Genomic DNA, 20,838 nt, shown 5'->3' with positions numbered 1-20,838 from the left:
CAGCTGTATAGGTTTTTTTTGAGGTGTCGAGCGGATTCGAACCGCTGTAGATGGTGTTGCAGACCACTGCCTAGCCACTCGGCCACGACACCCAATTTTTGCTTGGAAGGCAAATGTAAAAAAATTTATGATTACTTCTTAAATGATTTTACATTAAAACGATATTCGTATAAATTTAACATATTAAAGTTAACGATTTTTACTTCTGGTAATGGTTACCATCTCTACATTACCGCCAATTGGTGGGTTAATTTTAGAAACATCAACAATTGCTTTGTCAACTAATGGTAATTCATCAAATATTCTAACCAAAATTCGTTCGGCTGCATGTTCTAATAATTTAGAACGAATAGCCATTTCTTCCTTTACAATATGATTAAGATGAACATAATCTACAGTTTCTGATAAACGATCAGATAATGCAGATTTTGATAAATTAGCTTTAATTTTTAGATCTACTCTATAATCAGATCCTATTTTTTTTTCTTCCACAAGGCATCCATGATAAGCATATACCTTGATATTTTTTAGTTTTATTAATCCCACTGGGTTTTTATACAAAGGTAAAAAGAATCTTCATTAATAGAAGGGTAGAATACCCCCTTTTCAAATCAATTATGATATAAACAGAATAATTGTATTAAAGATTTTCATAGAATAGCTGAAGAACATTAGAATTTGTAGTTTTGTGTTTTATTAGAATTACAAATGTCAGAAGAGAAAAAACCGCTTAATTTTATTGAGCATATTATAGAGGAAGATCTTACTACAGGAATGAGTAAAGAAAATTTACGTTTTCGTTTTCCTCCAGAACCTAATGGGTATTTACACATTGGTCATACTAAAGCAATAGGTATAAGTTTTGGACTTGGACTTAAATATAATGCCCCTGTAAACTTACGTTTTGATGATACTAATCCAGCCAAAGAAGAGCAGGAATATGTAGATGCTATCAAAGAGGATATTAGTTGGTTAGGATATCAATGGGATAAAGAATGTTACTCATCTGATTATTTTCAACAATTATATGATTGGACAATTTTATTGATAAAAGAAGGAAAAGCCTATGTAGATTCTCAATCTGCAGAAACTATTGCTTCTCAAAAAGGAACCACAACAGAAGCTGGTACCAATAGTCCATATAGAGATCGTTCTGTTGAGGAAAACTTAGACCTTTTTCAAAAGATGAAAGAAGGTAAATTTGATGAAGGTGAGCATGTGGTAAGGGCCAAAATCGATATGGCTGATCCCAATATGTTGATGAGAGATCCTTTAATGTATAGAATTCTTAAAAAATCTCATCATAGAACAGGTGACGATTGGTGTATTTATCCTATGTATGATTGGACACATGGTGAAAGTGATTATATAGAAAATATTTCGCATTCATTATGCTCTCTTGAATTTAAACCGCATAGAAAGCTATATGATTGGTTTTTGGATCAGGTATATGATGAGAATATAAGACCAAAACAGAGAGAATTTGCAAGACTTAATTTGAGCTATACTATTATGAGTAAACGTAAGCTGCTTAGATTGGTTGAGGAAAGAGTTGTATCTGGATGGGATGATCCTAGAATGCCAACAATTTCGGCATTACGAAGGCGTGGATATACTCCAGCATCAATCCGAAAGTTTGTGGAAACTGTAGGGGTAGCAAAGCGAGAAAATGTAATAGATGTATCCTTATTAGAGTTTTGTGTAAGAGAAGATCTCAACAAAACAGCAAAACGTGTAATGGCTGTTTTAGATCCAGTAAAATTGGTGATTACAAATTATCCGAAAGGAGAAGAAGAATGGTTAGATGCAGAGAACAATCCTGAAGATGAGGCTGCAGGTTCTAGAAAAGTACCTTTTTCTAGAGAATTATTTATCGAAAGAGAGGATTTTAAAGAAGAAGCAGGACGAAAATTCTTTAGACTAACGTTAGGAAAAGAAGTACGACTTAAGAATGCATACATTATAAAAGGAGAAGGTGTAGTTAAGGATGATGAAGGAAATATTACAGAAATTCATTGTACATATGATCCAAAAAGTAAGTCGGGTAGTGGTACCGAGGAGTCTAAGCGTAATGTAAAAGGCACATTACATTGGGTTTCTATACAACACGCTATTCCTGCAGAAATTAGAATTTATGATCGATTATTTAATGATGAAGCACCTGATGGACATAAGGATAAAGACTTTATGGAATTTTTAAATCCAGATTCTCTAAAAGTAATCACAGGACATTTAGAACCAAGTCTTGCAGAAGCAAATCACTTAGACCAGTTCCAATTTCAGAGATTAGGATATTTTAATGTTGATAATGATAGTAAATCAAATACTTTAGTTTTTAATAAAACTGTTGGCTTACGAGATACCTGGGCGAAGACTAAACCTGCATCTACACAACAGAACACGCAGAATAATTCTCAAAATAAGCAAAGAGAGGTACCTGCAATTGAAGAAATAAAAAGAGCGGGTAAGAAGTATACTAATCTACCAGAAGATAAAAGAGCGGCTCTTAAAAAGAGAATTGAAGAAGCTGCAAAATCGGTAACACTAGAGGAACTAGTCCCGCTTTATGAAACTGCTGTGAAAAAGGCTGGGACTCGTATAGCAGTTATGATTGCGTTACATATAGTTTTAGAAAATAATGAACTTGAGCCTGATCAATTGGCTAAAGATTTTATTATTAAAGCTGTAGATGATAAAAATGAACTTTTGCAAATAGAAAGTCAACAATTAGCTACCAAATATAAAATACAGCCCTAATAAAATACCCCTTATTAAATAATCTATTTAATAAGGGGTATTTATGAATTAAGAAGTAATCGCTGGATTAATTATCTGCGATATGTTCATCTAATGGAATTTCAATATCGGTTTTAAATCTCGGGAACAATTTTTTGGTTTCAGGATCATCCAGAAGCTTGTTAGATTCTACAAAATACCATTGTGATTTCTTTTTATCATAAAACCCAAATAATGAACTTTTTAAGGTTACAAACCTTCCATTAAAATCCATTTTAATAGTATTTTTTACCAAACATCTATATTCGTTATTTTCTTTTTTGATATCAGTTATTTCATCTGCTTCAGAACTAACTATTTTTATTTTTTGAGCATCCATGGTTTTAAAAATTTCATCCATAGTTTCCATAAGATTTTCCTGGCCATACGTTTTTAGAATCTTTGGATGAGTATGTTTTAGGATGTTACTTAAATTGCGATCAAGTGAAGCCTGGGAGGTAGCTTTTGCATCTCTTAAAGCAAATTCCTTTAAGGTATCTATGTTTTGAGAAAAAACACTTCCTGTAACAAAAAGGAAAATAATAATATAATGTTTCATCTGTTCTTTTTTATAGTTATACTTCAAAATTAATAATATACTTATTTTACTTATTATAAGGTGTTTATATAAATATATTAGATATATTTTGTTAACAAAGGTACTATTCTTTTAAGTATTAAAAACTTAAGGTACACTAATTTTAGAACGAATGGACTTATAAATTGTTATTTTATAGTTAGTTTTTTTGAATTTTTATAGGTACCATTTTGGAAGACAACAAGATATATTCTGCTTGATAGAATACTACCTGTATTCAGGGTCATTTCTTGATTTTGAATCTGGTTTGTATATTGAAGTTTACCCTGAATATCATAAATATTTATATAGGTAGGGTCATCCAATCCTTTGGTTATAAAACTTGCTTCTAATCCAGCTGGATTTGGATACATTTTTACATCAATAATATCCTCTACTATTTGGATATCTGTGGGAGTTTCTAGAGCAATATTACAGTATTTGTTTGTGTAATAATTTGATCATTGTATCCCCCAATAGGTCGAATATCAGCAACAACTTGATATGATCCTTTTGGTAATTGATTATTTAAAGATATAGTGACTTGATTTTGACCATACCCTTCTAGAAGGACTAGATCTGTAACAAAAACTTCTGTTGCTGTATCATTTAAGATCCGAAATTTGAATTCTCTGTTTTGATTAGCTTTATAAAGATATGAAATGGTAATTTCTTTTTTTTGATTATCTAATACGGGATCTTTAAGAAATTGTAAGCTTTCTTCAAATACTTCTACGATTTCTGTTGTATTTACTGTGTTTTCAATTAGTTTAAAGTTGTCTGCAAAAGCTTCGTCAACGTCTGACGGAGCATAGAAAAAAAATTTTAAGTTAGTTTTGTTTCCTGTATTAAATTCTAATGAGCTTTTGGTATATTCTGTATTAGTTAGATTTTTACTAGCAATGGCTACATTACTAGCCGCATTTTCTTTAATTCCAAAGTTTATAGATCCGCTAATTACTTTAGCTTGAGCCGTAAGGGTATAATTGGTATTTGGTTTTAGAGAAACTACACGTTCATAAGCGCCAGTACCTTTGATATGCGCAGCGTATTTTCCTTCAAATGTATTTGTGCTAACAACTTCTCTAATTGCTTCACTCCAACCACTCCATTCAATTAAATTACCTTTTTCAAAACCCCCGTTATTTTCTATGATATTATTTGAAGGCAAGGGTTCTGCTTGATCTATAGGAAATAATCGATATGAACGTATCCAATCATAATATGAAGTATTGATAGAATTATCTGCTAGTTGTGCATCAGAAGGATATGGTTGAGCAAAAGTATAGGTTTCAGTAACCATATTAATGCCCATTGGCTCAGAAAATGGTGTGTCTACCACGTCTGTTCTTGCAATGACAGTCCCGGCGTATGCACTATCTACATAGAAGTCAAATGTTTTAGCATCTTTCCAATAACAGCCATAAGTATGAAAATCTTCCCATGATTCTCCACCTACAAGATTTGCATTAGCTTGCATACCATTTCCTTCTATGGCATTGTTTCCTGCAGAGTAAAATTCTTCAGGAGCTCCATTACAGTCTACATAACGATAGTGTGTATTAAAATTCATTTTGGTTCTAAATCCTGAAGCCCAGGGTTGATTGAAATCACCTCCAACGCTTTCGATAATATCTAATTCCTGGCTCCATTTATCCTTTTCGCAATCTGGAGTAAGTTTGGTAGATTCTAGAATATTTTTTTTGTCATTAGACATCCAAAAAGTAGTAGACATAGGAATTTTTGAAGCTTTAAACTTGCATTCATAATAACCGAAATGTGCAGTTTGTTGCAGAGATTGAACAGCACCTCCTGCGATAGTATATTGTCCATCTGGTACTGTTAGTTTTTTGTTTCTGATTTGCATATTCCCATCTTGTAGTGAAATTGTTGAAGGATCAAATTTTGCTGGAATTCGTCCTTGCCATCCCTCGAATGAATCCCTCCATTTAGACATATTTAGGGTGTTACCATTAAATTCGTCAGAATATTGATCAAACAATACCCATCGATAACCACTGGGTGGGATAGGAGGTTGAGCAAATGACAAGAAATGTATAAATAGAAGTGTTATTACTAAAGTAATTTTTTTCAAAACGGGATGTTTTATGTTATAAATTAAAATTACTGATAATATGATATTTGTTCTATTTCTGATGTTTTGTAATGTAGAATGAATTATCTATTATGTATAACAAATGTGTAATTTATAATATTGATGGTATTTATCGATTCTATAAGAAATGATGATAAAGGATAAACGTGTTAAATAATTTTTCATTTATTGATATAGAATTGTGTTAATTTTTATATATAAGAAATTATTATAAATATTGTATTTTTAATAAATGATAACTATTAAAAATGAGTTTATATAAAAGGATATAAAAGCAAATAAAACAATAGTAATATAAGATTACTGTTTTGTTGTAGAAACATTCTTAGAACGCTTTATTTTGAGTTTTTTATAGAATACACTAAAATTTTAAGTTTCTAGATAAAAAATAACCCAATCAAAAAATATGATCGGGTTATAAGATTCAATTTGTATTTCAATTATTCGTTATCAGGTTTTTTCCTAATACCTTTTTTTGCATTTTGTTTTTTCATCTCTTCACCAATTTGATTTGATGCTGTGAATGATGCAATCATATTATTTAACATATCACTACCTGCCTGTGGAGAATTTGGAAGAAGAATTAAATTACTATTTGTTTCTTCACCTATTGATTGTAATGTATCATAATGTTGTGTTACTACAATTAAAGCAGATGCTTCTTGGGAATTGATACCCACATTATTTAAAACATCAACACTTTCTTCTAAACCACGAGCTATTTCTCTTCTTTGGTCTGCAATACCTTGACCTTGTAATCTTTTACTTTCTGCTTCTGCTCGTGCCTTGGCAACAATTTTGATTCTTTCTGCTTCTGCTTCATATTCTGCGGCTACTTTCTCTCTTTCGGCAGCGTTAATTCTGTTCATAGCTTCTTTTACCTGTAGATCAGGGTCTATATCGGTTACTAGAGTTTTTATGATGTCATAACCATAATTAACCATAGCTTCATTTAGTTCTTGTTTTACTGCAATTGCAATATCATCTTTGCGTTCAAAAACATCATCAAGTTTCATTTTAGGTACTTCTGCACGTACAACATCAAATACGTAGGAAGTAATTTGGTCATGTGGGTTTTCTAATTTATAAAATGCATCGTAAACCTTTTCTTTGATTACCTGAAATTGTACAGAAATTTTAAGACGAACAAATACATCATCTTTGGTTTTGGTTTCTACTAATACATCTAGTTGTTGAATTTTAAGATTAATACGTCCCGCAATACGATCAAAGACTGGGATTTTAAAATGTAATCCTGAGTTTCTAAAACTCAAGAATTTACCAAATCTCTCTACAACTGCTGAAGTTTGCTGTTTCACGGTAAAAATACCGGATATCAGAATGATAAATCCGAAAATCACCAATGGAATTAAATATAGACTCATTATTTTATGTTTAAGTGTTAAAAGTTAATTGCTAATCAAGTTACTAATAAATAATAGATGAATGTTTTTTATTTTGATATAGTTATCATGGCTGTATATAAATTAGCAACATATGTTATATCAATGATTTCCCAACCTTCTTTAGAAGATTTGTTTAAAGCATCTTCGACTTTTTTTCTTAATTTCTCTATTGACCAGGTTTCAGATACCTTAATTACTTTAAATTGTTTCCCCATAGTTTATAAATTAAAATAGTGCTTATTAATGTGTAGCTTTTTTTATGAATATGTTACACCCTGTATAATGAAAAACACCATTATTACTAACTGTAATAATGGTGTTTTTTAAAATTTTTATATAGATTTTTAATTTATTTCTATAGCATTTTCTATACGTTTGATAGTTTCTGTTTTACCAATAAGTGCAGCAATCTGAAATAAGTCTGGCCCTTGTAGTGAACCGACTAGTGCAATTCGTAAAGGCATCATAATCTTTCCAAAACCTATTTCTTTGCCTGTAATCCATCCTTTTACAATAGAAGAAATATTATTTTCAGAAAAATCTGTAATATCATTAAGGATTCTTGTTAGCTCGTGCATAAGGATAGGAGTGTCTTCTTTCCAAGCTTTTTTAACGGCTTTTTCATCATATTCACTTGGAGACAAAAAGTAAAATTGAGTCAAACTCCATAAATCATTGATAAATGTAGCGCGTTCTTTTACAGTGGTAATGATAGTATTTAAATCTAATGCTGTGGTTATATTTTTATCAGAGAGCAGAGTTTCAAATTGTTTGGATAGGATGGTGTTATCCATTTTTTGTAAATGTTGTTGTTGGAACCATTTTGTTTTTTCTGGATCAAATTTGGCTCCTGCTTTATTCACACGTTTTAAATCAAACTTTTCAACTAGTTCTTCTAAAGAAAATAGTTCTTGCTCTGTTCCTGGATTCCAACCTAAAAAGGCTAACATGTTTACTACAGCTTCCGGTAAATATCCATCTTCTTTGTATCCTGAAGAAATGTCTTGTGTTTTTGGATCTTCCCATTGTAATGGAAATACTGGGAAACCTAATTTATCTCCATCTCGTTTACTCAGCTTTCCTTTACCTATGGGTTTTAGTATTAAAGGTAGATGAGCAAATTTTGGAGCATTCCACCCAAGAGCTCTATATAATAATACATGCAATGCCATAGAGGGTAGCCATTCTTCACCACGTATAACATGACTGATTTTCATTAAATGATCATCAACGATATTAGCAAGGTGATAGGTGGGCATGCCGTCACTTTTAAAAAGTATTTTATCGTCAAGGATATTTGTGTCAATTTTTATGTCGCCACGGATCTCATCGGTAAGATGAAGTGTCTCATCTTGTGGTGATTTAAATCTTATAACAAAAGGATTACCAGAATTTAGTTTCGAATTAACTTCATCTGGTGTAAGAGACAATGAATTGTTTAGTTTTTCTCGATTATGCCAGTTATAGATAAATGTTTTTCCTTTGGCTTCATGATCTTTTCTATGAGCGTCTAAAGTTTCGGTAGTGTCAAAAGCATAATATGCAGATCCATTTTTTATTAATTCATCTGCGTATTGTCTATATAAATCTTTGCGCTCACTTTGTTTATAAGGCCCAAACCCTCCGTCTTTTCCTGGTCCTTCATCAAATGGAATATTACACCAATCAAGTGCATTTTTAATATATTCTTCTGCACCAGGAACATATCGGTTTTGATCTGTATCTTCAATTCTAAGTATAAATGTTCCTTTATTTTGTTTTGCAAAAAGGTAGTTAAACAGTGCGGTTCTTACACCTCCTATATGTAAGGGTCCGGTTGGACTTGGTGCAAAACGTACCCTAATATCTTGTGTCATGATGATGTGTTTTAAAACTACAAAGATACGATCTTAAATAGGCTATTAAAATGAATTTTGTGATAAGTAGATATTTGTTTTATTACTTACTTTCTAATAGTTTTCATTTCACGTGGAACACGTTTATTCATAATCAAAAACCATATGGGAGGGAGTAGTGACAAAACCATAGATGTGGGATATCCAAAAGGTAATTGTGGACTTTGATTATGATGATCTAGGGTTTGATATTTTTTGGATGCTCTGTGATGGTGATCACTATGACGTGTAAGTTCATATAACATAATTCTACCTAAAGTATGATTAGAGTTCCACGAGTGAATTTCTCTAACTCTCTCATAACGACCAGAAGATGTTTTAATCCGTTTTAAACCATAGTGTTCTATATAGTTGATAGTTTCTAAAAGCAGAAACCCAACAATCCCACTTAGTATTGCAATTTGTAAACCAAAGCTTTTGAAAAAATAAAATATAAGTGCAAGATAGATAGAAGTTATAATTAGATACCAAAACATATCATTTTTGGTAGAAAAGAAAGATCGTTTATTTTTTTTCAATTGATCTAATTGTATCTTCCAGGCTCCAATATATTGACCAATTGCAGATGTTATCCAAAATAGATAAACAGGGTGATTATATTTTGCGGTGGCAGGATCATCTATTGTTGCCACTTTTTGATGATGACCAAAATTATGTTCTATATAAAAATGCATATATAGAGAAGGTAATAAAAGGGCTTTACCGAGAAAACGTTCCTTGGTAAATCGATGTCCTAATTCATGTCCTACATTTATACCATTTGTACCAAAAACTATACCGGTAGAAATAATTATTCCCATGATTTCATAAGTTTCAAATGACGTTTTTGATGTTACATATAACGTGATTCCTAAAATAGAATAAACGATGGGAAGATTAAGATAAAGCATCCAATCAAAAATCTTTTTTTTGAGAGTGGATGTTTTAGTTTTTTGATCTAAGTTTTTAGTGGATGAATGCGTAAATAATTCTAGTAAGGGGATAAATCCAAAGGCATAGATAGGAGTTAAATAAGTATAAATACCTTGTAGCCAAAGACCAAGTATTGCCATAAGTGGTATGGTATAGGCACACATGTATTTAAGATCCTTCATAACAACTTATATTCTAGGAGGTTGAATTATCATAAATATAACAATTCTATTGAAAATAAAATTGTAGATTTAGAGGTTAATGCATAATGAAGGCTTAAAATATGGAGAATTTTCAATTCATAAGAGAAAAATTAGAAAGGTTTATAAAGAAATATTATGTTAATGAACTGATACGAGGTATTATCCTTTTTTTCTCAATAGGTGTTCTTTATTTTTTAATGACTCTATTGATAGAGAACTTTTTATGGTTAAGCAGTTTGGGCAGGACCATATTATTTTGGCTATTTGTAGGGGTAGAGCTTAGCTTATTTGTTAGGTTTATACTTGTACCATTGGCTAGATTATTTAGATTGACTAAAGGGATAGATTATGAAAAAGCATCGGGAATAATAGGTGATCATTTTCCAGAGGTTAGTGATAGACTTCTTAATCTTCTTCAGCTTAGTGAGAATGAATCTTCATCGTCGTTACTGTTGGCGAGTATTGAACAAAAATCTAGTGAATTAAGACCAATTCCATTTAAATTGGCTATTAATTTTAAGAAAAACATCAAATACTTGAGATATGCTGCCATACCGGTAGTGATTTTTTTAATATTGTTTGCTTTTAATAAAACTAGCTGGATTTCAGATAGTTACGATAGAGTGGTAAATTATCAAGTTGCGTATGAGCCGCCAGCTCCTTTTAGATTTTTTATTGTAAATAATGACTTAAATGCTTTCGAAAACAAGGATTTTGTTGTTAGAGTAAGAACAACAGGAGATGTTATTCCTGATAATGCTACAATCACATATAATGATGAAGTATATTTTCTTAAAAATACTGGCGTAGGTGAATTTGAATATACTTTCATTCAGCCTAAGCAATCTTTAGAATTTGTGATAAGTGCTAATGATGTAAATTCGATTCCATATAATCTTTCTGTTGTTCCTATTCCTGCGTTATTGAATTTTGAAATGAAATTAGATTATCCTGGATATACAAGAAAAAAAGATGAAATTCTAAAAAGCTCTGGTAATGCAACTATACCAGAAGGAACCAAAGTGGATTGGATTGTACATACTAGAAACACCAACAGGGTAGAGTTAAAAACTAAAGATTCTATAGTTTCTCTTTTGAAGGAAGGGACTAGTTTTTCTTATCAAAAAAGAATATATGCTAACTTGGATTATGAGATCACTACCTCAAATCAAAACGTGGAACATTATGATAATTTGGCTTTCAATCTTAATGTGGTAAAAGATCAATATCCTGAGTTGAATTTAAAATCGGAAAAAGATACTGTAGATAATCAAACGATCTATTTTTTTGGTAGAATAAGTGATGATTACGGTTTAAGTAAACTGAGAATGGTATACTATGATGCAGAAAATGCTACTGATAAAAAAATTAAAAATTTAGATATTAACCAATCGGTTTTTGATGAATTTATATACGCTTTTCCAGCTGAGATTGATTTGAAAGAAGGAGTCAATTATGAGTTTTATTTTGAAGTTTTTGATAATGATGCTATACATAATTATAAAAGCACAAAAAGCCAGGTATTTAATTTTAGACAACTCACAAAAGATGAAAAGGAAAACTCACTTTTACAAAAACAAAATGAAGCGATTTCTGGATTAAATAAATCTCTCGACAAGTTTAAAGAACAAGAAAAGGTGTTAAAAAGTCTTAGTAAAACTCAGAAAGAAAAGAAAAGATTAGATTTTAATGATAAGAAAAAACTTGAGGATTTTCTAAAAAGACAAAAACAACAGGAGAAGATGATGCAGGATTTTTCTAAGAAACTCAAAGATAACCTTGAACAGTTTGAGAAAAAAGAAGAGGAAGAACCTTTCAAGGATGCGCTTAAGGAAAGACTAGAACGTAATGAAGAAAAGCTTAAAAAGAATGAAAAACTTCTGGAAGAAATAGAGAGGTTAGCAGATAAAATTCAGAAAGAGGAATTGACAAAAAAATTAGAGGAACTTGGAAAGGAGAATAAAAATCTAAAGAAAAATTTGGAGCAGCTTTTAGAGTTAACAAAGCGATATTACGTAATAGAAAAGCATGAAAAATTGACTAATGAATTGAACGAGTTGTCTAAAAAGCAGGAAGAATTATCAGAAAAAAAGGATGAAGAAAATACAAAGGAAAAACAAGAAGAAATAAATAAAGAGTTTGAGGAATTCCAAAAACAGATGGATGAACTAAGAAAGGAAAATGAAGGATTAAAGAAACCAATGAATCTAGATCAGAAGAAAGAGGATGAAAATGATATAAAAGAAGAACAACAAAAAGCGAGCGATAATCTAGAGAAACAAAATAAACCTGAAGCTAAGAATAATCAGAAAAGTGCTGCTCAGAAAATGAAGCAAATGAGTAATGGGATGAAAATGCAGATGAATATGGCGGGAGGAGAGCAACAACAGGAAGATATGGAAATGCTTAGACAAATCTTAGATAATCTTGTTGATTTCTCTATTGCACAGGAAGGGTTGATGAAGGAATTTAAAGGGATAAATATGGATAACCCTAGTTATTCTACAAAGCTAAGAAGACAAAGTGTTTTGAGAGAAAACTTTATTCATGTTGATGATAGTCTTTATGCCTTGGCTTTACGTACACCACAGATCACAGAAAGCGTAACCCAAAAGCTTACAGACATAGAATTTAATATAGATAAATCGTTGGAGCGTTTAGCAGAAAATCAAGTTGTACAAGGTTCCGCTAATCAGCAGTACACGGTAACAGGGTCTAATGATTTAGCTTATTTATTAAGTAGAACTTTGGACCAGATGCAGAACAGTATGTCTGCCTCAGGAAGTAAAGGTAAAAGTGGTAAGAACGAATTTCAGTTACCAGATATTATAAAAAAGCAACAAGAGCTTAATGAGAAAATGGGTGAAGGAACTGAGAAAGGTAAGAAGGAAGGTGAAAAGAAGGGTGAGGAAAAAGGTGAAGGAAAAAAGGGTGAAGGAAAAGAAGGAAAGGGAGAAAATGGAGAACAAAACAAGGGAGAAGGAAACGGTAATAAACAAGGAGAAAACGGAAAAAAGAAGAATGGTAATGGTGAGAATGGAGAGGGAGAATCTGAACAATTAAGAGAGGATTTGAATGGAGAATTATATGAGATTTATAAACAACAACAAGAATTAAGAAATGCTTTGCAGGATAAAATTAAGGAGGAAGGAATAGGAGATAAGAAAGGAAGTGCCTTACTTAAGAAAATGGAGCAAGTCGAACAGGAGTTATTAGAGAAAGGTTTTAATGAAAAAACCCTTGGAAAAATGTTGGATCTTAAACATGAATTATTAAAGTTAGAAGATGCTACATTAGAACAGGGAGAAGAAGAAAAGAGAGAAAGTAAAACGAATCAGGTTCAGTTTGGTAACCAAGAAGCTAGTCAATTAGAGAAGGCTAAACAATATTTTAATACTACTGAAATATTAAATAGACAAGTATTACCTTTGCGGCAAAATTATAAACAGAAGGTACAAGAGTATTTTAATAAAGACAATGATTAATTTCTTTTACGAAACAGACTTTAAACTTAATTACCAAGAAACTCTTTCCTTATGGATTGGTCAGGTGATTTCATCCGAAAATAAATCAGAAGGTGAGATTAATTTTATCTTATGTGATGATGAATATCTACTAAAAATTAATCAGGATTTTTTAAACCATGACACCTATACTGATATTATTAGTTTTGATAATAGAATGGGTAATCAGTTGAACGGAGATATTTTTGTTTCTGTAGAAAGGGTAAAGGAGAATGCTGTTGATTTTGGTGTTTCTTTTGATGAAGAAATGAGACGTGTATTAATTCATGGGGTTTTACATTTTTGCGGATATAAGGATAAAACAGAGGAAGAGAAAGCTGTTATGAGACAAAAAGAAAATGAAAAACTATTAATGTTCCACGTGGAACATTAATAGTTTTTGAATAATATTTTAAGAAATGTTCCACATGGAACATGTGATTTAAATGAGTAAAAATTGTGTTCCACGTGGAACAAATTAATAGAAATTATGTTTGATAAGGAGTATGATGTTATAGTAGTTGGAGCGGGTCATGCAGGAAGTGAAGCTGCGGCGTCAGCCGCAAATTTAGGTTGTAGTACATTGTTAATTACAATGAATTTACAGAATATTGCGCAGATGAGTTGTAACCCTGCTATGGGAGGAATTGCAAAAGGACAAATTGTAAGAGAGATTGATGCGCTTGGTGGATATAGTGGAATCATAAGTGATCGTACGGCAATCCAGTTTAAGATGTTGAACAAATCAAAAGGACCTGCAATGTGGAGTCCAAGGGTACAAAGTGATAGAATGCGCTTTGCTGAAGATTGGAGATTGATGTTAGAGCAGACGCCTAATTTAGATTTTTATCAGGAAATGGTTAGCGGTCTTTTGGTAGAAAATGGTGAGATAAAAGGAGTGAGAACTTCTCTCGGAATTGAAGTAAAAGCAAAGACTGTTGTCCTTACTAATGGAACCTTTTTGAATGGATTAATTCATATTGGTGAAAAACAATTTGGAGGAGGTAGAGCAGGTGAAAGAGCAGCGACTGGAATAACAGAACAATTGATTGATTTAGGTTTTGATTCTGGAAGAATGAAAACAGGTACACCTCCAAGGGTCGATGGAAGATCTTTGGATTATTCCAAAATGATAGAACAGCCTGGAGATGATAATCCAGAAAAATTTAGTTATACAGATTTAACTAAGCCATTAACAGAGCAGAGATCATGTCATATGACATATACTTCTTTAGAAGTTCATGATTTGCTTAGAGAAGGTTTTGACCGATCTCCAATGTTTAATGGGAGAATAAAAAGTATAGGCCCGAGATATTGCCCCTCTATAGAGGATAAAATTAATCGTTTTGCGGATAAAGATAGACATCAATTATTTGTAGAACCAGAAGGTTGGAATACAGTTGAAGTATATGTAAATGGATTTTCAACTTCTTTACCAGAGGATGTTCAGTTCAAAGCTTTAAAATCTGTAGTTGGTTTTGAAAATGTAAAGTTTTTTAGACCAGGTTATGCTATAGAGTATGATTATTTTCCACCAACACAGTTAACGCATACGTTGGAGACAAAATTAGTTTCAGGGTTATTTTTTGCCGGACAAATAAATGGAACTACAGGATATGAAGAGGCGGCTTCTCAAGGATTAATGGCAGGGATAAACGCAGCACTAAAAGTTAAAGAGGAGGAATCTTTTATTTTAAAAAGAAGTGAAGCTTATATTGGTGTTTTAATAGATGATTTAATTACTAAAGGAACAGAAGAACCATATCGAATGTTTACTTCTCGTGCAGAATATAGAACTCTTCTGAGACAAGATAATGCTGATTTTAGACTAACACCAAAATCTCATCAAATAGGTTTGGCTTCGGATTCAAGAATGAGGAGAATGGAGGAAAAGGAGAAAAAAGCAAATGATTTTGTTCAGTTTTTTAAAGATACTAGTGTTTCTCCAGAAGTAGCAAATCCGGTTTTAGAAGAAAAGAAATCCTCTCCGATACACCAGAGTGGAAAATTGTTTAAGTTGTTTTCTAGACCACAAATTACTTTAGAAGATATAAAACATTTTGATACGATAACAAAGTATATTAAAGAGAATGATTTGGATAAAGAGATTCTGGAACAAACAGAAATTCAGGTTAAGTATTCTGGGTATATCGAGAAGGAAAAAAATAATGCAGATAAACTTAACCGTTTAGAAGATTTAAAAATCCCAAAGGACTTTGATTATTCTAAATTAAAATCTTTGTCTTTTGAAGCAAAAGAAAAAATGTCAAGGATAAAACCTGCAACGGTTTCTCAAGCATCTCGAATAAGTGGAGTTTCTCCGAGTGATATTTCTGTGCTTTTGGTTTATATGGGTAGATAATGAAGAGTGTATTTTGTAAACAAGAAAAACCTATAAAAGGAAGAATTCTTTCTGTCTTAGTTTTGCTGGTTTCTATTGCATTTCTTTTCTATACAGAAGAATCAATTTTATCTAGATTAGTCTTTTTCTTTTTTTCATTAATTGTGTTTGGATATTCTGTTTCTTATAAAATCAATAAGGATTTTAATAATCAAAAACTTTTCTCAGTTTTTGGTTTTCCTGTTTTAAAAACAAAACTCAATTTGGATTTTCCAGATTATATTTCTGTTTTCTCTGCCTCTTTTAGTTTGGATAATGAATGGGGTGCGGTTAGTGCAATTGGAACGAAAGAAAGGCATAGTAAAATTGTAGTTCGTTTTTTTACCAAAAACAAAAATTTTACTCTTTATAAAACAGAAAGATATGAGAAGGCTTTAAAGGTAGCTCATGAGTTAAGTGAACTTTTGGAAGTAGAAATATATGATACGATTAAAAAATAGTTCCACGTGGAACATTTTTATGACAACGCATACAACAAAGAAAAATAGATAATGAATAGTATAATTTGCAAAGAGCCCAAAACAATACCTAATAAATTGTTTTCGATCTTTATAATGATTTTTGCTATTCTTTCTTTTTGGTTTGAAAAATCTTCTTTACTTACAACTGTTTTATTTTTCTGTATGGGGTTGATTTGGTTGGGATATACAAAAGCATTTAAGATTACTAAAGATTTCATGAATGAAGAGTTATATCTGTTTTTTGGATTGATTATTTGGAAATCTAAACTAGAGTTAAAATTTCCAGATTACATTTCTGTTTTTAATGCCTCATTTGTTCATCGTGAAGAAATAGATGGAGATGAAACTAGATTTAAAAAATGGGTTGTCAGATTTTTTAAAGACAATACTCACTTTACAGTTTTGAAATTAGATGACTATAACAAAGCTTTAAAAATCGCTAATGATTTAGGAGGGCTTTTACAAGTTGAAGTTTATGATACGTCAAAAGAGTAAATTTTAAACAAAACTAGAATTGATTTTAAATTTTCATTATTATTATAAATGAATAAACAAAAAGTGTTAGATTTTTTTATCGAGTGTAAGGATCACACAGTTTCTGGAGAAAAATTCCAATTACTTTATGATCGAGAATATGATATGTTGATTACATCTCCAAAACCAAATGAAAATAATTTACATAAATATTATGAAAGTGAAGATTACATTTCTCATACAGATGCTAAACGATCTCTCTTTGAGAGATTATATCATATTGTTAAAACCTATTCTCTAAACAAAAAAGTAAACCTTATTAATAAGCTAAGTAAAGAATCTGGAATGCTTTTGGATATTGGAGCAGGAACAGGAGATTTTTTAAATACAGCTAAAAAAAAGAACTGGAAGGTTGAGGGAGTAGAACCAAATGATCAAGCAAAGAAGTTAGCAAGAAAAAAGGGAATTGAATTAAGATCAAATACTACAAACTTAGAACCACAGAGTTTTGATGTAATTACTATGTGGCATGTTCTTGAACACATACCTGATCTAAAAGCTCAAATTATAGAATTAAAGCGTCTTCTAAAACCTAATGGTGCTATTCTAATTGCTGTCCCTAATTTCAAATCGTACGATGCAACCTATTATAAATCCTTTTGGGCTGCCTATGATGTGCCAAGACATCTTTGGCATTTTTCTAAAACAGCAATACAGAAACTTTTTGAAGAGAACGATTTAATGCTTGAAAAAACGCTGCCGATGAAATTTGACTCTTTTTATGTTGCGTTGCTATCAGAAAAATATAAAAATGGTAAAATGAATTTTTTCAAAGCCTTTTGGTTGGGATTACGTTCAAACGGTAAAGGAAATCGATCAGGCGAATATTCTTCCCATATTTATGTGCTAAAAAATATGTAATTTCTATTTTAAGTGTTTTTTCTGCTTTTTTGAGACAAACAACATGTATTTGTATTGTTTTTTTTCAAAAACGCTTTAAAACGTCTTATTTTTGTTGGTTTTTAATAGATTTTCTGGATTGAAATCATACACACTATTGTTTTTTCTTATATAGTATTTTTTTGAGGAGATATAATGAATAACATCACTCGAACTTTGATATTTTTGCTCAGAACTAAATTTTTGAAAAATGAAAAAATTTTTATGGATTGCGGGGGCGGTATTAATTTTTGCTTCTTGTAATCAACAAATAGAGAAAACAGGTTTTGTTAATAACACTAAAGTTGTTTCTGATTTTAAAGAAATGAAAGTAGCTCAGGAAAAATGGACAAAACGTAATAATGAAGTTCGAGCAGAACTTGAGGAAAAAGCTAAACAGTTTCAGATTGAAGTACAAGGATACCAGATGATCCAGAAATCTATGACCAAGGCTAATAGAGAGAAAAAAGAGCAAGAACTAATGGCTAAACAACAAGGCCTGCAACAAGAACAACAAGCCAAAATGCAGCAGATTCAACAAGGTAGTCAGGTTGAAATAGATTCTATCATTAATAAAGTGATGGATTATGTAGAAGAGTATGGTAAGAAAAATGGATATACCTATATTTATGGAAATACAGATGCTAGCAAGGTTATTCTTTATGGTAAAGAAGAATTAGATCTTACAGATAAGATTCTTGAGGAATTAAATGGTGGAGAAAGTATAGAAGAGAAAGAGAAAGATAGTACTGCTGTAGAAACAAAGACTGAGGCTAAAGAGTAGTTTCAATAGAATATTATAATGTAACCCTCACTGAAATCTCAGTGAGGGTTTTTTGTTTCTTATTATATATAATTCATCTTTTTATATATTTTATTTACGGTTTTTTAATTTTTATGTCCATTAATTATACTGTTTTATCGATATGTATCTTTCCTGTATCTTTCCTGTTTTTGATTCTTTATAACATTTAAATATCTGATAATCAATTAGTTGTGTATTGTGTTAAATAACAAAACATTAACAAAGCACCCTGCCTTAAAAGTACCTTAGAGTTTAAATTTGTAGGAATAACCTTCTAATATGAAATACTCTAAAAACCTAATGGTATTTATTATCATGACCTGCTTTATATCTTCTTCATTTAAAGTTATGGCTCAAGAAAAAATCGAGAAACCTATTTTTATAGGTACCGATGGAACACCTATTTCTATTCAAAAGCTTTGTATTACAGATAGACAACCAGATCGCGGTGCAATTGCAAAAGCGGGAATGTTTTTTACTGCTGGTACAGAGTTCGTATTAGAACTATCAGATGGAGATGGTGTTTTTTCTGATCCCCCTCGAGTATTGTCAAGATTTACCACACCTATTGATATTCTTCTTGAAGGTGATATAGAATTCCCTTTATTTTCTATCCCAATAGACTTGGGTGGTGAAAACTATAGTTTGAGAGTGAGTGTACCCGCGGATAATATAATAGGAACTGTACAAGAAAATATTGTTATTTATTTTTTTGACACACCTAACAGTGTTGTGGTGAACAAAATAGATTCTAATGTACTATGTGATGGAGGATCTATTGGTTTACAAGCTATACCTAATGATTTACCTAAATATATTTGGTATTTTAATGCGAATCCAGATAGTGATAATATTGATAATGCAGATATTATCCCAGGAGAATCTGGACCAATATTGGATAACATAACAGAAGAAGGTTTATATTTTGTACGTATCGATTTTGGTAGTTGTACAAGTTCTTTTGCCTTTAATTCGGGTAGCAGTATAAGGGTTTTTGATTTTGATACAACTGAGATAAAAATTAAAGGACCTGCTTTGCAGGAATTTTGTCCAAGTGCTCCTAGAATGTTAGAAGTGAATATAGATGATCCTAATTTTATATATAAATGGTTTAAAGATGGGGTTTTAATTCCTGATGAAGATAGTTATATATTAAGTTTGCCACAAAGTAATTTTGGAGGAATGTATACAGTAGAAGTAATAGGTTCTGATGTTTGTTCTATAACTACAGAACCTGTAGAGGTGGTTAATTTAGGTTCAGATATTTTGACTCAACCACCACCTTTGATCATGTTATTACCCACGCAACCAATATTAACCTTATCAATAACAACTAATGCACCTTCCATCGGTAGTACTATAGAATGGTTTAGAATGGTTGGTGCAGGAAGGGTTCCGATTACAGCAAAGCTTCCAATTACTGATCCCGGAGCTTTGTCTATTGATGTGAGTGATCCTGGAGTCTATTTTGCAGAGGTATTTGCAAACGATTTTTGTGGAGACATACTTACAGCAACTACAGAAGTTTTTGAGCCTGTTGGTTTTCGAACAGAAATTTCGACCTTGTTGGATTGTGATGATAATACAGGAATATTAAGTTTAGAAAACTTGTTTGGTATAACTGCTACAGGATTAGAAGTTCCTATTACTATACAACAATATCCTTTTTTTGATTTTGAGTGGTTTTTAGACGTCCAGAGCACGGGAATTACAGAAACGACGTTAAGTGTTAATCAAGACAATATAGGAGAGATATACGCACTAGAAGCTACTCTAACAGGGACTTCTTTTGATACAGCAAGATCAAATGAATTGATAGTAGAATTTTTATCCGAAGTTGTTGAAATTACACCTTCAATGTCATTTCTTCCTCCCGGAAGTACAATTACTTTAAGCGCCCCACAAAGTACCTCTTATATTTACGAATGGTTTATTATTATTGATGGAGAAAATCAAATAGTAGTTAATGGCGACAATATTGTAAGTGGACAGGGGACAAATTCTATAGAAATTAATACTACAGGAGAGTATTTTGTAAGAATAACACTGTCGGATTGTGTAATAGACTCTAGACCAATGATAATTTCTAATGAGAGAGGAACGTCTGAAATTATACCCAACATAGTGACCCCTAATGGGGATGGCATTAATGATAATTGGTTATTACCAAGCTCACTTTTTAACCAACAAGATGTTGAAGTTATTATTTATAATTTAAAAGGACAAGTTGATTTTACTTCAAAGAATTATCAGAATAACTGGCCATCAGAAAACTCGAGTTCTTTGGGTCAGAATCCTATTTATTATTTCATGATTACAAAAAATAAAACCGTAGTCAGAAAAGGATCGATAACCGTAATGAGATAAATTT

Annotated in this window: 17 protein-coding genes and 1 tRNA gene; 9 read left to right on the top strand and 9 right to left on the bottom strand. The window is 31.5% G+C overall.

Features of this window, described 5'->3' with window-relative positions:
- Window positions 1-21 precede the first annotated feature (21 nt).
- Both DK442_RS12685 and folB read right to left on the bottom strand, forming a co-directional pair.
- Window positions 22-92: transfer RNA gene (locus tag DK442_RS12685), tRNA-Cys, on the bottom strand.
- Between the two features lie 97 nt (window positions 93-189).
- Entirely contained in the window at window positions 190-546 is a 357-nt protein-coding gene (gene folB / locus DK442_RS12680) for a dihydroneopterin aldolase (RefSeq protein WP_109436455.1), read from the bottom strand.
- A gap of 162 nt (window positions 547-708) precedes the next feature.
- Between folB and DK442_RS12675 the strand changes: the two genes are divergently transcribed.
- A complete protein-coding gene (locus DK442_RS12675; protein WP_109436249.1) occupies window positions 709-2,757 on the top strand; it encodes a glutamine--tRNA ligase/YqeY domain fusion protein in 2,049 nt (682 codons plus the stop codon).
- Between the two features lie 67 nt (window positions 2,758-2,824).
- On the opposite strand, the gene DK442_RS12670 is transcribed toward DK442_RS12675, so the two are convergent.
- The 7 genes from DK442_RS12670 to DK442_RS12640 form a co-directional block, all read right to left on the bottom strand.
- Window positions 2,825-3,334, bottom strand: coding sequence for a hypothetical protein (locus DK442_RS12670; protein WP_109436248.1), 510 nt, complete (start codon window positions 3,332-3,334; stop codon window positions 2,825-2,827).
- Between the two features lie 167 nt (window positions 3,335-3,501).
- Window positions 3,502-3,726, bottom strand: coding sequence for a T9SS type A sorting domain-containing protein (locus tag DK442_RS12665; protein ID WP_109436247.1), 225 nt, complete (start codon window positions 3,724-3,726; stop codon window positions 3,502-3,504).
- A 47-nt stretch (window positions 3,727-3,773) separates the two neighbouring features.
- Window positions 3,774-5,447: a carbohydrate binding domain-containing protein gene (locus tag DK442_RS28230; RefSeq protein WP_160114156.1), complete on the bottom strand. Its 1,674-nt coding sequence runs from the start codon at window positions 5,445-5,447 to the stop codon at window positions 3,774-3,776.
- Between the two features lie 461 nt (window positions 5,448-5,908).
- Entirely contained in the window at window positions 5,909-6,853 is a 945-nt protein-coding gene (locus tag DK442_RS12655; RefSeq protein WP_109436246.1) for an SPFH domain-containing protein, read from the bottom strand.
- Window positions 6,854-6,921: 68 nt separating this feature from the next.
- A complete protein-coding gene (locus DK442_RS12650; protein ID WP_109436245.1) occupies window positions 6,922-7,089 on the bottom strand; it encodes a DUF4177 domain-containing protein in 168 nt (55 codons plus the stop codon).
- A 129-nt stretch (window positions 7,090-7,218) separates the two neighbouring features.
- On the bottom strand, window positions 7,219-8,730 hold the full coding sequence (gene gltX, locus DK442_RS12645) for a glutamate--tRNA ligase (protein ID WP_109436244.1): 1,512 nt from the start codon (window positions 8,728-8,730) through the stop codon (window positions 7,219-7,221).
- An 86-nt stretch (window positions 8,731-8,816) separates the two neighbouring features.
- Window positions 8,817-9,863 carry an alkane 1-monooxygenase gene (locus DK442_RS12640; RefSeq protein ID WP_109436243.1) on the bottom strand — a complete coding sequence of 349 codons (1,047 nt, stop codon included), beginning with the start codon at window positions 9,861-9,863 and terminating at the stop codon, window positions 8,817-8,819.
- Window positions 9,864-9,964: 101 nt separating this feature from the next.
- Here DK442_RS12640 and DK442_RS12635 point away from each other — a divergent pair, with 101 nt between their 5' ends.
- From DK442_RS12635 to DK442_RS12600, 8 genes are all read left to right on the top strand, one after another.
- Window positions 9,965-13,369 (top strand): DUF4175 family protein, encoded by a 3,405-nt coding sequence (locus DK442_RS12635; RefSeq protein WP_109436242.1) that lies wholly within the window; start codon window positions 9,965-9,967, stop codon window positions 13,367-13,369.
- Window positions 13,362-13,781 carry an rRNA maturation RNase YbeY gene (ybeY, locus tag DK442_RS12630; protein WP_109436241.1) on the top strand — a complete coding sequence of 140 codons (420 nt, stop codon included), beginning with the start codon at window positions 13,362-13,364 and terminating at the stop codon, window positions 13,779-13,781. Before DK442_RS12635 ends, ybeY begins: the two co-directional genes overlap by 8 nt.
- Before the next feature lie 96 nt (window positions 13,782-13,877).
- Window positions 13,878-15,749 (top strand): tRNA uridine-5-carboxymethylaminomethyl(34) synthesis enzyme MnmG, encoded by a 1,872-nt coding sequence (gene mnmG, locus DK442_RS12625; protein WP_109436240.1) that lies wholly within the window; start codon window positions 13,878-13,880, stop codon window positions 15,747-15,749.
- Window positions 15,749-16,228: a hypothetical protein gene (locus tag DK442_RS12620; RefSeq protein WP_109436239.1), complete on the top strand. Its 480-nt coding sequence runs from the start codon at window positions 15,749-15,751 to the stop codon at window positions 16,226-16,228. The genes mnmG and DK442_RS12620 overlap by 1 nt, the downstream gene beginning before the upstream one ends.
- A gap of 51 nt (window positions 16,229-16,279) precedes the next feature.
- A complete protein-coding gene (locus tag DK442_RS12615; protein WP_109436238.1) occupies window positions 16,280-16,744 on the top strand; it encodes a hypothetical protein in 465 nt (154 codons plus the stop codon).
- Between the two features lie 48 nt (window positions 16,745-16,792).
- Complete coding sequence (locus DK442_RS12610; protein WP_109436237.1) at window positions 16,793-17,644, top strand: bifunctional 2-polyprenyl-6-hydroxyphenol methylase/3-demethylubiquinol 3-O-methyltransferase UbiG; 852 nt, start codon at window positions 16,793-16,795, stop codon at window positions 17,642-17,644.
- Window positions 17,645-17,873: 229 nt separating this feature from the next.
- Complete coding sequence (locus tag DK442_RS12605; RefSeq protein ID WP_109436236.1) at window positions 17,874-18,446, top strand: OmpH family outer membrane protein; 573 nt, start codon at window positions 17,874-17,876, stop codon at window positions 18,444-18,446.
- A 300-nt stretch (window positions 18,447-18,746) separates the two neighbouring features.
- Complete coding sequence (locus tag DK442_RS12600) at window positions 18,747-20,834, top strand: gliding motility-associated C-terminal domain-containing protein (protein WP_109436235.1); 2,088 nt, start codon at window positions 18,747-18,749, stop codon at window positions 20,832-20,834.
- The last annotated feature ends 4 nt before the right edge of the window (window positions 20,835-20,838 follow it).

Origin of the sequence: Aquimarina sp. AU119 (genome assembly GCF_900312735.1) — a bacterium.
GTDB classification, from domain to species: Bacteria; Bacteroidota; Bacteroidia; order Flavobacteriales; family Flavobacteriaceae; genus Aquimarina; species Aquimarina algiphila.
This window is presented reverse-complemented; position numbering and strand designations above follow the sequence as displayed.

Bases quoted from the DNA above. Each gene is read 5' to 3' on its own strand.
- DK442_RS12675 (WP_109436249.1), top strand. From the start codon at position 709: ATGTCAGAAGAGAAAAAACCGCTTAATTTTATTGAGCATATTATAGAG.
- DK442_RS12670 (WP_109436248.1), bottom strand. From the start codon at position 3,334: ATGAAACATTATATTATTATTTTCCTTTTTGTTACAGGAAGTGTTTTT.
- DK442_RS12665 (WP_109436247.1), bottom strand. From the start codon at position 3,726: ATGTATCCAAATCCAGCTGGATTAGAAGCAAGTTTTATAACCAAAGGA.
- DK442_RS12655 (WP_109436246.1), bottom strand. From the start codon at position 6,853: ATGAGTCTATATTTAATTCCATTGGTGATTTTCGGATTTATCATTCTG.
- DK442_RS12650 (WP_109436245.1), bottom strand. From the start codon at position 7,089: ATGGGGAAACAATTTAAAGTAATTAAGGTATCTGAAACCTGGTCAATA.
- gltX (WP_109436244.1), bottom strand. From the start codon at position 8,730: ATGACACAAGATATTAGGGTACGTTTTGCACCAAGTCCAACCGGACCC.
- DK442_RS12640 (WP_109436243.1), bottom strand. From the start codon at position 9,863: ATGAAGGATCTTAAATACATGTGTGCCTATACCATACCACTTATGGCA.
- DK442_RS12635 (WP_109436242.1), top strand. From the start codon at position 9,965: ATGGAGAATTTTCAATTCATAAGAGAAAAATTAGAAAGGTTTATAAAG.
- ybeY (WP_109436241.1), top strand. From the start codon at position 13,362: ATGATTAATTTCTTTTACGAAACAGACTTTAAACTTAATTACCAAGAA.
- mnmG (WP_109436240.1), top strand. From the start codon at position 13,878: ATGTTTGATAAGGAGTATGATGTTATAGTAGTTGGAGCGGGTCATGCA.
- DK442_RS12620 (WP_109436239.1), top strand. From the start codon at position 15,749: ATGAAGAGTGTATTTTGTAAACAAGAAAAACCTATAAAAGGAAGAATT.
- DK442_RS12615 (WP_109436238.1), top strand. From the start codon at position 16,280: ATGAATAGTATAATTTGCAAAGAGCCCAAAACAATACCTAATAAATTG.
- DK442_RS12610 (WP_109436237.1), top strand. From the start codon at position 16,793: ATGAATAAACAAAAAGTGTTAGATTTTTTTATCGAGTGTAAGGATCAC.
- DK442_RS12605 (WP_109436236.1), top strand. From the start codon at position 17,874: ATGAAAAAATTTTTATGGATTGCGGGGGCGGTATTAATTTTTGCTTCT.
- DK442_RS12600 (WP_109436235.1), top strand. From the start codon at position 18,747: ATGAAATACTCTAAAAACCTAATGGTATTTATTATCATGACCTGCTTT.